At 39.3% G+C, this 15,658-nt stretch carries 7 protein-coding genes; 2 read left to right on the top strand and 5 right to left on the bottom strand.

What is annotated here, in order from left to right; all coding sequences use genetic code 11:
• Positions 1-10,269, bottom strand: coding sequence for a PKD domain-containing protein (locus KG732_RS09095; RefSeq protein ID WP_213522754.1), 10,269 nt, complete (start codon positions 10,267-10,269; stop codon positions 1-3).
• 343 nt (positions 10,270-10,612) lie between these two features.
• On the opposite strand from KG732_RS09095, the gene KG732_RS09090 reads away from it, so the two are divergent.
• The gene (locus tag KG732_RS09090; protein WP_213522752.1) at positions 10,613-10,762 is read left to right on the top strand and encodes a hypothetical protein; all 150 of its coding nucleotides are present in this window, start codon (positions 10,613-10,615) and stop codon (positions 10,760-10,762) included.
• 30 nt (positions 10,763-10,792) lie between these two features.
• Complete coding sequence (locus KG732_RS09085; RefSeq protein WP_367271497.1) at positions 10,793-12,193, top strand: exonuclease domain-containing protein; 1,401 nt, start codon at positions 10,793-10,795, stop codon at positions 12,191-12,193.
• Positions 12,194-12,364: 171 nt separating this feature from the next.
• Here the strand turns inward: KG732_RS09085 and KG732_RS09080 are convergent, their stop codons facing one another.
• From KG732_RS09080 to KG732_RS09065, 4 genes are all read right to left on the bottom strand, one after another.
• The gene (locus KG732_RS09080) at positions 12,365-12,865 is read right to left on the bottom strand and encodes a pyridoxamine 5'-phosphate oxidase family protein (protein ID WP_213522751.1); all 501 of its coding nucleotides are present in this window, start codon (positions 12,863-12,865) and stop codon (positions 12,365-12,367) included.
• Positions 12,866-13,385: 520 nt separating this feature from the next.
• Complete coding sequence (locus KG732_RS09075; protein ID WP_213522749.1) at positions 13,386-14,225, bottom strand: biotin-dependent carboxyltransferase family protein; 840 nt, start codon at positions 14,223-14,225, stop codon at positions 13,386-13,388.
• A complete protein-coding gene (locus tag KG732_RS09070) occupies positions 14,218-14,931 on the bottom strand; it encodes a carboxyltransferase domain-containing protein (RefSeq protein ID WP_213522746.1) in 714 nt (237 codons plus the stop codon). Before KG732_RS09070 ends, KG732_RS09075 begins: the two co-directional genes overlap by 8 nt.
• Complete coding sequence (locus KG732_RS09065) at positions 14,924-15,658, bottom strand: LamB/YcsF family protein (RefSeq protein ID WP_213522744.1); 735 nt, start codon at positions 15,656-15,658, stop codon at positions 14,924-14,926. Before KG732_RS09065 ends, KG732_RS09070 begins: the two co-directional genes overlap by 8 nt.

The raw sequence follows: 15,658 nt of genomic DNA, 5'->3' as shown, positions 1-15,658 counted from the left end.
TTAATCTATTTTTATGAATGGACCTTCGGCAGTAATACGTTCTCCGAAGAATGTTTTGGCATTTAATTGGTAATAGTAATTCCCGTTTTCAGCCTCTCTTCCATTGATTAAACCATCCCATCCAGCGATCGTCTCCCCAGATTCAGAAAAAATAAGAGAACCCCAAGTATCATAAATATTAAATTCCAACTCTTCTAATCCTTCTTGTCGTGGTCTAAAGTTATCGTTCAAATTATCTTCATTAGGGGTAAATGCGCTAGGCATGATCAATTTGTATCCTTTGGATATAAAAAGTGTGATGACAAAGGTCTTGACACATCCGTATTCATAGGTAACCGTTTGAATAATGGTATACTGACCAGCAGTCACATAACTATGTATTGGATTCTCTTCGGTGGAGAACGTACCATCTCCAAAATCCCAAGAAATAGATAAAGGGGCTCCTGTAGCTGTATTGGTAAACTGTATGGGATCTTGAATAGAGTATTCCCCATATGTAGAGAACCCTATAGAATCACTTAAAAAACCAGGATCTCCTATAACTTGTAACGCAACATCAAAGTTGTAGGTTTGAATACAACCTCTGGCATCTGTTGCCGTAAGTGTAATCAATCCATTTTGACCAGTGGACATAAATTCATTATTGGCACCACTAACACTCCCATTGGACCAGCTAAAAACAAATGGCGGGACTCCACCAGAAACAGCTGCGACAAAATCTTGAGAAACGTTGTTAGTTGCACAATCTACATCAATGCTATCGATGACAGAAAGCTCAATAGGTGAAGGTCTGGTTATCGTAAAACTTCTATCCTCAGTACAACCTTGACTGTCAGTCACAGTAACTAGATAATTACCTGATGTAATGTTATCTAAATCCTCAGTGGTTGCTCCATTAGACCAGCTATAGGTAAAAGGCGGTGTTCCTCCAGATACGATGACATTGATGGCACCCGTAGTTGCATTGTCACAATCTATAGCATTAGTACTGCTTCCATCTACTACAAGTGGTGATGGCTCTACAATAGTAAAAGTTTCATTTATAAAACAAGGTGTTCCATCTTCAATAGTAACAGAATAGATTCCTGGTGCTAGATTATTCCTGTTCACACCAGCAGTACTACCATCACTCCATGTCAGTGTTAAGGGTTGTAAACCTCCAATAAAATTGAGTGCTATACTTCCGTCATTTGCTCCAGTACAGGAGATATTTGTCACCACTGGACTGATGTCAAAAATAGGCGCTTCAGGAACAAAAAATGTTGCGGTCTTTGTGCATCCCAAACGGTCTGTTACAGTAATATCATAATTATCAGAACCTAAGTTTGCCTGAAAGAACCCTGTGGCAAGATTGCTCCATGCCGCCGTATACGGCCCACCATTCCCACCGCTAACACTTATGGTCATCGTGGCATCATCTGCTCCATAACAGGTGATTGGCGTTTGTATATTAGTAATGACCATATCGTCCGGTTGAAGAATCTCTAAACCTGTAAGTTCTTTTACTCTTCCATTTGCATCTGTGATACGCACCGTGTATATTCCAGCTGATAAACCAGTAACTACTTGTGTAGGACCAAACATGTTGATGATGCTTGTTACCAAAGTTCCTGAACTATCAAAAATTTCAAACGTATAAGGCGCTACAGAATCTTGAGTAATAACAATACCAAGTGCTCCATCAGAATCTCCAAAACAAACCAAGTCCACATGCGCACTTAGATCTTCCTCAAATAACAATTCTGGTGGTTGTGTCAAAGTAAAATTGAGGAGTACTGGTGGACATACACCGTCATCAATAGCTACTGTATAATCGCCAGCTGCTAGATTGTTGATATCCTGAGTAGTCGCTGCAAAACCATTGGGACCCGTCCAAGAATAGGAATACAGGCCAGACCCTCCATTTACAGAAAGGTCTATTGCACCGTCACTACCTCCAAAGAAACTAACGTTAAAACTGTTATAATCAGAGAGTGTAGCACTTGCGTTGATCTGTGGGTTAACGGTAATCGCATAAACAGCTGGCGGCCCTTCACAGCTAGAACCATTTGTGTTAAAAGTAGCTGTAGCGGTATACGTGACTGTTAGCGGATTTGTAGTACTATTTACAAGTGTTTGCACAGGAATAGTATCAGTTCCGGTTAAGGTGACCCCAGAGATTCCAACAGGTACATTTGCCGTCCAGTTGTACGTAATATTTCCAGGTAAAGCAGAGGAGAGCATCACCAAATCTGTTGAGAATTGATTGCATAACGTTTGGTCTGGAATACTAAAGTCTATTAGCGGGGTTGGAAAAACATCAATAGTTACGGTAAAATTGTTTCCTGTACAAATTCCAGCAATAGGACTCAAAGCATAGACCACGGTTCCTATTTGTGCGGTCGTATTTGTCAAGTTTTGAGTAAAGTTAGCCTGCGGAGTAACTTCTGAAGTGGCCCCATTCACAACACCAGTAGGAGTACTACTTATAATTGTCCAAGTATATTCTGTATTAGAAGGAACTGTATTCACTCCTCCTTGATTAGGATCCATAGTAAATACTTCTGACGTACAAACCACATAATTCTGATCTTGAATCACTGGAAACTGAGAAATAATCACCTCTGCCGTATCAGAAACAATAAGTGGACAACCACCAGTGGTAAACGTAATTTCACAGTAGTAATAGGTAGTCCCTGGAATCGTGTTTTGTGGCAGGAAAGAACTGGAAGTCGCTCCAGTAATAGGAGTTCCACCAGTGGTACTGTCTAACAAATTACTGAACCACTGATAATTAGGCGTTGCTGTACCATTACTAAAAGCTACATTCATTAAGTTAACAGTATCGCCTTCACATACATTACTATCAACAGGTTGAACAGTTACCATAGGTGCTGGAACTATTTCCACCACACTGACATCACTGGTAACATTACAGCCTAGACCAGTTTGGACAATTTCACAATAGTAATAAGCGATCCCTACCGTATTTGTAGGTGGAGTAAAGGTATCAGAAGTCTCACCAGTGATTAGTGTTCCACCGCTATTAGAGTTGGAATTATTAGTATACCACTGATACGAATAACTTCCTAATCCTCCAGTTGCCACAACTACTAAATCATCTGAAGCAGCTCCTTGACATTGGGTTTGATTGGAAATGGGTTGGGAAGAAACCATCGGATCTTCTATTACTATAACCTCAGCTGCTGCACTGCTAATGGAACTACAGCCATTACCTGTGAAGGAAGCTATTGCATAAAAGTAATAATTCCCAAATGTGGTGAACGCTGGAGGTGTATACGTATCCATAGTAGCACCAGAAATAAGGCTTCCTCCTGTATTTGAATTGACTGTGTTAGAATACCACTGATAAGAGATTAATCCCGCACCATCTTGAACGGCAACTGTAAGTGGCACAATGGATCCTCCTACACATATATCTTGAGTTCCTAAGGGATCTGTAGCTATTGTTGCCTCAGCAACCACTTCTACTCGAGCAATAGTCGATGTGATCGCTGAACACCCACCTTGAGAAAACATGATCTCACAATAATAAAACAACTCTCCTAATACATCAGATGGCGGAATAAAGTTAGCGTTGGTCTCTCCTGCAATAGCAGTTCCCCCGCTAGCACTAGCAGTGGTATTACTGTACCATTGATAACTTGCTGTTCCTGTTCCATTTGAAAAAGCAACAGTCAGTACATCTGCACTTCCGTTAATACACAGCTCTTGGTTGGTTAAGGGCTGGATCGAAAATGACGGAGCAGGAACAATCTCGACACTAGCTACATCACTAGTAACATCACATCCTATTCCGGTCTGTGTAACTTCACAGTAATAATAAGTAATACCTATCACACTAGTATCTGGAGTAAAGCTCACTCCATTTGCACCTGCTAATAACGTTCCACCGATAGAAGAGTTGGAAGTGTTTTGATACCATTGATAACTAAATGTACCTGTTCCATTTGCTGCAGCAACAATTAAATCATCAGGAACTGCTCCTTGACAATGCGTCTGAGTAGGCAGCGGTTGCATGCTAATATCAGGGTCAGGTCTAACGATGACTTCTGCAACATTACTCGTAGTTGATCCACAACCTATGCCATCAAGTGTTGCTACCACATAGAAATAAAAGGTTCCCGCTGTCACGAAAGTAGCCGGAGTATAAGAATCTTGATCAGCACCAGCAATCAAGGTTCCACCAGAAGTAGAATTACTTGAATTGCTAAACCATTGATATGTAATGACACCTGTTCCGTCTTGAACAGCAACAGTCAATGGCATAATAATACCTCCTTCACACAATTCTTGTGTCACTAAAGGTTGAGAAGAGATCGTCGGTAAAGGTACGACCTCTACTCTAGCTGTTGTTGAAAAAATAGAACTACAACCTCCTTGAGAAAAGGTGATCTCACAATAATAGAAGGTTTCTCCTAAAGTGTCTGCAATAGGGTTATAGGTACTAGAAGTAGCTCCCGTTATTAGAGTTCCAGTGGTAATATCATTAACACTGTTGCTGTACCATTGATAAGAAGGAGTTCCTGTTCCATTAGCATAAGCTAAGGTGAGCGGATCTGGCATACCGTTAATACAGACTGTTTGATCTATTATAGGTTGAGAGGTAATGATAGGTGCTTCCACTACAATGACTTCGGCAACATCACTAAGAGCATTACAACCTTCACCTGATTGTATTATTTCACAATAATAAAAGACCGTTCCTACAGCTGCAGTAGGTGGTGTAAAAGTATCATTGGTCTCACCTACTATAGCGGTACCCCCAGTGTTGGAATTGGTTGAGTTAGTGTACCATTGATAACTAAAGGTGCCTGTACCGTTTGCTGCTACCACATTTAAGTCATTAGGAACTGCTCCTTGACAATGAGTTTGTGATGCAAGTGGTTGTGCCGTCACGTCTGGATCGGGTACAACGTTTACTTCCGACACATCACTAGCAGTATTTCCACATCCTGTTCCATTTAAAGAAGCTACCGCGTAATAATAAAAGTTACCAGCCGTATTAAAAGCAGGTGGTGTATAAGAGTCTAAAGTAGCTCCCAAAATGGCAGTACCACCAGTATTCGAGTTGGTCGTATTGGAATACCACTGATAGGTTATAGTTCCTGTTCCTCCAGTTACTGCTATGTTTAATGGCATGATCATCCCGCCTTCACATATATCTTGTATCACAGCAGGTTGTGCACTAATGGTTGGAAGTGGCTCTATATTCACTTGGCCTGTATTTGTTACTATAGAACTACATCCTCCTTGAGAGAACGTCAATTCACAATAATAAAAAACAGTTCCTGTCGGAGTATTAGGTGGCGTGTAAGAGCTCATAGTTGCTCCAGAAATTATAGTTCCAGAAGACGTGTCATTTACCGTATTGCTATACCATTGATAACTTACGGTTCCTGTTCCATTGGTAAAAGCAACACTTAGCGAATTTACCGTCCCATTCAAACAGAGTTCTTGTAATGCTTCAGGCTGTGTAGTAATCGTTGGCGCAGGAACTATTTCTACTCTAGAAGTAGCACTCACCACCTCACAACCAGCAACGTCTTGTGTAATTACACAATAATAATAGGTTATTCCCACAGCTGTTGTAGGTGGAACATAGGTTGCGGTAGTAGCTCCTGCAATTGCAGTACCCCCTGTGTTTGCATTGACTGAGTTGGAATACCATTGATAACTGATGGTTCCCAATCCATTGGCTATGCTTAGCGTAAGATCATTTGGGATGGCTCCTTGACAGTGTGTTTGATTTGCAAGAGGTTGTGCTGTCACCTCTGGATCAGGGACAACCTTTACCTCAGCTACTTGACTAGATACAGCATTACAACCTATTCCATCTAGAGTAGCTATTGCATAGAAATAAAAATTACCCGGCGTATTAAAAACAGACGGCGTATATGCATCTGCAGTAGCTCCTGAGATGGCAGTACCACCAGTATTGGAATTGCTTGTATTAGAATACCACTGATAGGTTATAGTTCCTGTTCCTCCAGTTACTGCTATGTTTAACGGCATGATCATCCCGCCTTCACAAATATCTTGTGTCGTTAAAGGTTGTGTAACAATAGTTGGTTGTGGATACACCTCTACTCTTGCCGTATTAGAAAAAATAGAACTACAACCTCCTTGTGAAAAAAGTAATTCGCAATAATAGAACAACTCGCCTACAGGGCTACTAGGTGGTGTATAGGAACTACTAGTTGCACCGCTAATAGGTGTTCCGCCTGTAGTGCTATTTGAAGAATTGCTGTACCATTGGTAGGTTGCTGTACCTGCACCGTTAGTAAAGGAAATGTTTAAAGCAGCTAAAGTACTATTAATACAAATTTCTTGATTCGGATTTGGTTGTGTTGTAATACTAGGTGATGGAACAATTTCAACAGTTGATATATTACTAGTCACCTCACATCCGGAAGCTGCTTGAGTAATCACACAGTAGTAGTAAACTGTTCCAACAGTACCTGTAGGAGGAGTATAAGCAGGAGACGAAGCTCCTGCGATAAGAGTTCCTCCTGTATTAGATGCGGTATTATTAGAATACCATTGATATATTAAAGAACCTATCCCGCCTGACGCAGCTACGACCAAATCATCAGCTGCAGCATTTTGACATTGAGTTTGAGATGTTTGAGGTTGAGTAGTAATGATCGGGTCATTGACAACATTAATAGTGGCTACGTCACTAAGAGTAGAACCACAACCTGTACCGTCAAAAATAGCTTCTACATAAAAATAATAAACTCCAGGAGCAGTAAATACGGGTGGTGTATAGGAAAGCTGAATAGCTCCTGCTATAGCGGTCCCACCGCTTGTATTGGAATTTGTAGTATTGCTGTACCACTGATAAGTAGCATTTCCAAAACCTCCAGAGGTTGAAATGCTTAGCACTTGACTTGTCCCTCCCTCACAAATGTCCTGAGTATTGATAGGGTTTGTTGAAATTATAGGCAACGGATGTACTTCAACTCGAGCCGTGTTAGAAAAGATAGAACTACAACCTCCTAGCGAAAAAGTAATCTCACAATAGTAAAATAACTCCCCCACTGCATCAGTAGGAGGTACATACGTATCACTTGTTGCTCCTACAATCAAACTGCCGCCAATAGTGGCATTTGTGGTAGTGCTATACCATTGATAACTAGCTGTACCAGCTCCATTTGTAAAGGCTACCTGAAGGGACTGTGCATTGTTCGTGGAATTGCCATCTAAACAAACATCTTGGTCTGGTATGGGTTGAGAAGTTATTAGGGGAGCCGCCACGATGATCACCTCAGCCGTATCACTTGTGGTTTCACAGCCTGAAATACTTTGAGTAATCACACAATAATAATATAAGGTGCCTAAATTAGTAGTAGGTGGCGTAAAACTAGCGTTAATTTGTCCTACCAATAGGGAACCTCCTGTATTGGAATTGGTCGTATTGGAATACCATTGATAGCTTGGAGTTCCTAATCCATTAGCGACAGCAACGTTTAGTGCGGTAGCATTAGCTCCTTGACAATGGGTTTGAGTAAGTAATGGTTGAGTGGTAACAATAGGATCTGCAACGACATTAATAGATGCTACATTGGAAGCTACGCTTCCACAACCACTTCCATCATAGGTAGCTACAGCGTAATAATAAAATGTTCCAACAGTTGAAAAAGTTGGTGGTGTGTAAGTTGCTTGATTAGCTCCGGGTATGGAAATTCCACCTGTATTCGTATTAGAAGCGTTTGAAAACCACTGATAAGAAAGGTTTCCTATACCACCAATAGCTTGCACATTTAAATCAACAGCGTTTCCTCCTTCACAAATTTCTTGGGTATTAAGTGGGCTTGTTATAGTGGGCAATGGAAAAATAGTAACTCTAGTTGTATTGGTGAGAATTGATGCGCAATTACCTGAAGGAAATGTGATTATACAATAATAGTACTCGGTGCCTACTACTGTATTATCAGGAGTAAAAGACACATTAGTTGCCCCTGTTATCAAAGTTCCGCTAGTAGTAGTATTATTTAAATTGCGATACCATTGATATGTGGGGGTTCCAACCCCATTAGCAACAGTAAAAGTGACCGGGCTTAAAACTCCACCTGTACAAATTTCCTGAAAAGCTATGGGTTGATTTGCAACTATAGGAGCTGGAATTACGTCAAAACTTACGGAATCACTACATCCATTGTCGTCGGTAAAGGTAATAGTAGCATTCCCTGCATTTCCACCCGTTACAAGACCACTAGAATTGACAGTAGCTACAGAAGAATCTGAAGACATCCAGTTTGATCCACTTGTACTCGCAGTCAACTGTGATGTTTGACCCGCGCAAGCAGTCAGTTCTCCTGTAATTTCTGCTTCTGGAAAGATTTCAAATGTTTGATCTAATGCGGTAACCGTCCCACATTCATTCGTCACGACAAGAGCAACCGTATAAATTCCAGAAGTTGGATAAGTAATATTGGTAGGGTTAGCTTGGGAAGATGTCGCTGGCGTCCCGCTAGGAAAGCTCCATGCATAAGTAATATCATTAGAGTCAGGAGCACACGGGTCCACCACAGCAGTAGGAGAAATGGTACTGTTTATGCCGTTTTGGCAAAAGTCTGCAATACTATTGATGCTCACCGTAGGAGGCTTTTTGACAATAATATTTTGAGGAACAGACGATACCGTACCACAACTACTTCCAGAAATTGTAGCTTGTAGGGTGTAGATCCCCGGTGTTACAAAATTAAATTGCGGCTCTTCAGAAGTAGCATTTGTGCCGCCTTCATAACTCCAATTTTCTGGAGCTATTCCACAATACGCATCTTGATAGGTAACCTCCCAAGAGTAACTTAAGGTGCTGCAATTATAAGTGAGGTCGGTATTGTTGGTTGTCGCTACATTTAATGGCGTACAACCCTCTTGTGTACTGAAAGCAAAATCAGGAATTAAGGGTGCTTCAATACATATTTGTTGAGTAATAATATTTGTAGTTCCACAAAAGTTTTCCGCGTATAAAGAAACCGTATAAGTGCCCGGGATAGAATACGAATGAATTGGTTCAAAATCCGTGTAAGTAGTACCATCTCCCATATCCCAAAACCAGCCAGCTGTAGTGGTACAATTTATATTATATCCCCCTGTAGTAGTATTAATTATAGGTAAAGCTACATTTATACATGCTTTATCTGGAATATTGAAACTCACTTCTGGTTTTTCAAAAACCGTAATTGGACCAGCTGTAAAATTACTTTCTCCGCATGACGTGATGATATCTAAGAGGACAGTGTAACTAGTATTCGGACAATTAGATGAAACATAAGCGTGTGGAATTGGATACGCTGCGGAATTAACGGGATCAGTATTATCATAGTATATGGACGAAACTAAATCGTTTTGTGTTAATGTAAAAGTGGTTCCATCTCCATAATCTACATTATAAATAGCATCAATCGGATTTGTACCCCATTGGGTAATAGCAAATTGTAATGGGCTCATAGGCGTGCATAAATTCACCGTAGACCCTGGAGACGAAAGGCCTCCTTGAGGATTACTAGAGTTTTTGACTACAAAGACTTTTTGAGCTTGGCATCCATTACTTCCCACTCCACTAATTACCATATTAAACAAACCTAGAGTTTGATAGGTATGTGAGAGTGGAAATGTCACATTACTTGCCGAAGTTCCATCACCCCAATTTATAGAATAAGAAGTTATACAACTACTTGAGTTGGAAGTGTTTCCTACCGTAACTGTATAATTTACAGGACCTTGAGTACAATTTTCAAATGGCACACCGAAGCCAGCATTCACATCTTCAAAACTAATATCTGGTATCTTTTCAATCGTTATAGGTTTTGAAATTGTTGTAGTATCATTATTTACATCTGTTACAACTAGTGTAACATTGAAGTTTTCTGAACCACAACCCAATGAGGCTTGAAAAGAGTGATCAGGGTTTGCCAAAGTAGAAGTTGACCCATCTCCAAAATCCCAGGCATAAGTAAAAGGATTGTTACCCGTAACCGTAGAAGTAAAAGATATCGTTTGACCTGAACAAACATTATTACTTGAAAATGTAAAATCAATTATTGGTGGCAGATTTATTGAATAATTTCTATCAAAAACAGTAAGAGGTGCTGCTGAAATATCAACATATTTAGTAGCATCAGAAAGTACAGTGTCATTAACAAACATAGTATCTATAAGACATTCCTCGTCTTTAGAACTACTAGCACTGAATGAATAGTTATGCAGTAAGCAAATAAACAGACTTAATAACAGTAGGGAATTGCATCTTTTAGTCATGAACAAATGTTTTTAAATCTAAAGAAAACATTTAGTCTCAAACGCTTTATTTAGGGGGCTTTGAAGAATTACATTTGCTCGGTCAAATGCAGTCTCACGAATCATAGGGTAAATCTACAAATTTTTAGTGTCTATTTTTTGATCAATCATTAAGAATGAATAAAAAAAATCCCGAGCCTTTAAAAAGGTTGATTTTTCTAGTTGGTTTAGTTCGTTTTTGTAAAAGCAATACAAATGGCTGTATTTACTCATTTAAAATATCTCAACTCGTTGATCAAGGCCGCTCCAAATGGTATTGGGAATCACTTCAAAAATTCATACTGTTTTTTTAAACCATATACAATTGTCAGAAGCTCTTTTAGCAGTTGCAGTAATTAAAACAAAAAATTGCATGAGTGCCCAAAATATAGAATTCCGCTTTCGCGAAAGCGCCATAAAAACAAACGCTGTTAAAAATAAGAATAGTACTCTTTTATTAGGAATTATTCCATAATTTTGGAACATTTCCATATAAAATCAATTAGTGAATTTTAAAGAACAGTATTACAGTGTCATCGATGTAGAGACTACGGGCAATAGAATAAGTAATAACCGCATGACAGAGATCTGTATAGTGCGCATGCTGGGAAGCAAGGTGATTGAAAAATTCACAAGTCTTATTGATCCTGAGAGTTGGATTCCCGATTTTATTACTGGTTTAACCGGGATTGATAATGAAATGGTCGCTGCGGCTCCTTTGTTTTCTGAAGTGGCTGAAGAAATTGAACGCATGACACGCGACTGCATTTTTGTAGCGCATAATGTCAACTTTGATTACCATATTATACGTAACGAATTCCAACGTTTAGGTTATGATTTTCAACGTAAAAAGTTATGTACCGTTCGACTTTCAAGAGAATTGATTCCAGGAATGAATTCCTATAGTTTAGGAAAATTGTGCCATTCTTTGGGCATCTCGCTAGAAAATAGACATCGTGCCGAAGGGGATACCGATGCTACCGTGACTTTATTTCAAAGATTGCTAGAAATAGATCAAGATGGGGAAGTGTGTACCAAATTTCTAAAAGGAAGTAATAAAGAAGGAACTTTTCCACCGCATTTAAACCGGTCTCTTTTTGATGAGTTGCCAGACACTCCTGGAGTATATGTGTTTAAAAATCAGGCTCAAAAGGTCATTTACGTAGGTAAGGCCATCAATATTAAAAAACGGGTGCTGTCTCATTTTTATTCTAAAACGAGCAAGTCTTATCTGATGTGTCAAGAGATCTTCCATATAGAACACATTCCTACGGGTAATGAATTGGTCGCCTTATTACAAGAAGCAGATCTCATCAAACAATACTACCCCAAATTCAATAGTGCCCAGAAGAAACCAAGAGCTGCTTATCAAATCCTACATTACAAAAACCAAATAGGAGTGATTCAATTTGCCGTAGGATTGGTCAAGTCCTATGACTGTTCGGTAGTCACTCATTACGATAGATCCCATGCGGTAGAAGAATTAGAGCAACTCTGTGCAGACTTTAATCTCTGTCCGCGATATTGCAGTTTTAAAACTCCTTTAGATTGTTCAGCTCACTACAAACTCAAAAATTGTAAAGGCGTTTGTAAAAAAGAAGAACTGGTAGCGCTCTATAATATCAGAGCGACTCAAGCGATCACTGCGTTGCACCATCAAAACTCTAATTACCTCATTAAACAACCAGGTCGCACAGCTGAAGAAGCTTGTTTTATCATGGTTAAAGACGGAGAGTATCAAGGTTATGGATTTGTAGATCAATATGCTTCTATAGCTACTATGGAGGATTGTGAGGACTACATCGATCGCAAGGCTGCAAATTACCATACCAATCAGATCATACGCTCCTATCTAAAAAAATACGGAGAGCAACATGTGGTCTATGATCAACCGCTGGCTAGTTAACGACCTTGAAGATATTTACTGAAGTATTACCAACTCTTTTGATAGCAACCTCACTTTTCACTTTTCACTAGAACCCACAAAGGAAATCGATCTGAGGATCGTCTTTTTTCTATTTAAAAGATATTTTTCATCATTACTTTTAAATTCTTCATTTCATGCGGCTGTTATGATTTACATTTTCAGACTACCAGAGACTCCAACTTCTGTCTCGTGGCCAGTTACTTTTGTGTAAGCTAATTTTGCCAAAGTAATAAGAGCATTGGTTTTATTATCCCAGTAATGTCCCTTTTGCGGACTAAAAATCAGTACCGTTAAGGTAGGATCATTTTTACTTTCAAACCAGTTGGCATCTAAATTATCATAGTACTTATCAATTAAGTCTTTGTTTTTAGATATAAGTGTTGTTCCATAAACGCTTAAGAATTCTTTAGATTTTACATCGCTAAAAATTAGTTGTGTCTGATTGTTTTTTTCAATATTGGCATTGTGCTCACTGGTGGACTTGCTGAAGAAGATCACATCCCCATTATCGAGTATTTCTTTAGATCCCATAGGTATGGTATGAATAGGTACTTTTCCTAAATCCGTTAACATCATGGCCGTTTTAATAGTTCTAGAAAGTTCTAAAAATTTTTCTCTTGCTTCTCTTTGGCTAAGGTTTTTTTTACTCATTTTTTATTTTAAGATACAAATAAAAGTGTGGTCTTTTTCTTAATAAAAGCTGAATTAACAGGAGTTTTTGAATGGAAACCCCGCTTGGTACCAGCTCTATTTAGATAGTTCCATTTTAGTAAGAATCCAGTCAGGCATGCTCTTCTGATCAAGGTAGAAAACAAAAAACCTGATAATCAACAAAAAAGTACCCTTTTATAAATAGAAGAAATACCTCGTGTACGTACGCCCTATCACCTTAACTGAGGAAAGGTGCTAAGCTTCGTCTTCAGCATTATTGTCAGCATCTGGCATATCTTTCATATCCTTATCAGTTACCTCTTCTCCTTTATGTATAAAAACCAGTTTCTCCTCATACTTTAATGCTTAAGATTTAGGTTGGATTCCATTATCATATCTAGGTACATTTACCAGATTGAACGCTGCCTTATAAAAAAGCATCCAACAGGAATAAGAAACCCATAGCAATAACAGCACAACAAGTCCTGCAGCATCGTAAGGCTTGTCTCTTAGTAAATACTTATAGGACTATAAAATCAACTTGACTTCCTACTCTCTTTTGAGCAACACTGGAAATTGAAGTCTCATCTAATTGTAATACTCGAGGATATCCTCCGGTAGTTGGAGCATCTCGCATCAATACAATAAGTTGACCATTTGCCGTAAGTTGAACAGTTCCTGGAAGCACTGGACTGCTTTTTAATTGCTCCAGACTATTGTAGATTTTTTCTTCCAATTGGAAGGCCATGCGGTTCCAATTTTTTGAAATAGTAAAACTAGTATTCAGTAATTTCTCTTGCTGTTTTCTATCTAGCAAATGAAATTCTGCACCTGCATAGCATCTTAAAGCACTTTCCTGGCTCACGGGTTTCCAATTTGCCTTTGTGAATTGGCGGTCGGTATATGGAGCATAATCTATATCATGACCCTTTTGTAAGTTCCCCATTAAGGTAATACCTGTATAAAAGGATTTACTCCCCAATACTTCTTCTGTTTGAAAACCACCACCTATAGCAACATACATAAAATTGCCTGTTGTGGCTGCTCCTATTTTTAATACCTCTCCTGATTTTATTTCTAATAACTTGTTTTGCTCTACCGCTATATCATTTACCGTCACTTTAGCTTTTGCTCCAGTAATTGCTATACAAGTAGGCGTTGAAAACAAATAAGTTCCTCCACTTAAAACCAGCTCCAGCACCGCAGCATCCAGCGTATTATTCAATATAGAGTTGGCTAAATCTGCTGCTTTTTGATCCATAGCACCGCTGCAGGGTACTCCTAAATGACGGTGTTTTTTTCTACCTTTATCTTGAATAGAATCATAGAAACCAGCTTGGAGTATAGTTATTCTAGGCATGGCTTTTAAAATTTTCTAGTGCTACTTTACCCGTCTCTAGTTGTGCAGTAAGTTGATCGTGTTCTTCTTGTGAAACTGCATAAAATTGCACCTGATCTCCAGCTTGAAGCAAATTAGGAGCAACTCTATGAATGTCAAAAAAAGGCAGCGGACAATTTCCTAAGACGTGCCAGCCTCCTGGACTTGAAGTCGGATAGATCCCGCAATACTCATTAGAAACAGCAACAGATCCTGCTGCAACTTTTAAAGCTGGGGTTGTTTTTCTAGGCAGTTGCAAACGACTGTCCAGCCCCTTCAAATAGGGGAAACCAGGTAAGAACCCTACAAAGTCTACCACATAAACGGAAGAACTATGAATGCTAATGATTTCATTCACATCGCAAGAAGGTTTTAAAGTTTCGGTCAAACTTTTTTCTATATCGTAAAGAATAGGCAACTTCCATAAGCTTGTGGTTGGTTCTAAAAGCTTTTTACTTTGTAAGCGCTTATCAATTAGATCAATCACCACATGGTGATCCATCTTCAGTTCAGTTACCACTAAAAGAGAATAGGCACCTTGATTGATATACACTTCTTCTTTAAAGAGTTTTTTAATCTGATGTTCGGCAGTGGTTCGTTTAGAAATTATGTCCAGCGTTTGTTCCTCCCATGAAATCAACAGTGCCTTTTCACTGTATATGTGATATGTAATTTGATGTTTAGGCAATGTATATTCCTTCTGTTTTTAGTTGCTCGACAAGGTATTCTAAACTGCTTGCCAATCCTAAATTATCTCCATGTATACAAATAGTATCTACTTCCAGTCTATGTGAAATACCTGCTATAGAGGTTACTTTTTGCTCGTTGACCAATGCAGCTATTTGTCGCGCTGCTATTTTATAATCGGTAATCATTGCGTTAGGCAAAGATCTGGCTACTAGCTTTCCGTGTGCGTCGTAATAACGGTCTGCAAAGGCTTCTCGCATATAAGGAATTTTATTTTTCGCGCATTTTTTTTCTAACAAGGACTCCGGCGGCACATAAAGAATGGTCGCGCTGTAAACCTCCTTCATCCATTCTACTAACCAGTCAGAAAAGTCTTCTCGATAAGCGGTGGCATGATACAGAGCACCATGCATTTTGATGTGGTGCAGCTCCACTCCTACTTCTTGTGCCGTTTGTGTAAAGAGTTGCATTTGTTGGGTGACGCTTTCGCGAAAGCGAGACCTAGAAATATCCCTAAACACACGACCAAAATTCTCTTGATCTTCAAAAGACGGGTGCGCGCCTGCTTTTACCCCATGACTCAAAGCCAATTGCAAGGCTGTTCTAACCGAATTCCCATCGCCATAATGACCGCCACAGGCAATATTGCAGGAGCTGATAAATGACATGATGTGCTCGTCAGTTGCCATTCCTTCTCCTAGATCACAATTGATATCGATGCTTTTCAT

Origin of the sequence: Nonlabens sp. (genome assembly GCF_018401815.1) — a bacterium.
In the GTDB taxonomy this organism is placed as follows: Bacteria; Bacteroidota; Bacteroidia; order Flavobacteriales; family Flavobacteriaceae; genus Nonlabens.
This window is presented reverse-complemented; position numbering and strand designations above follow the sequence as displayed.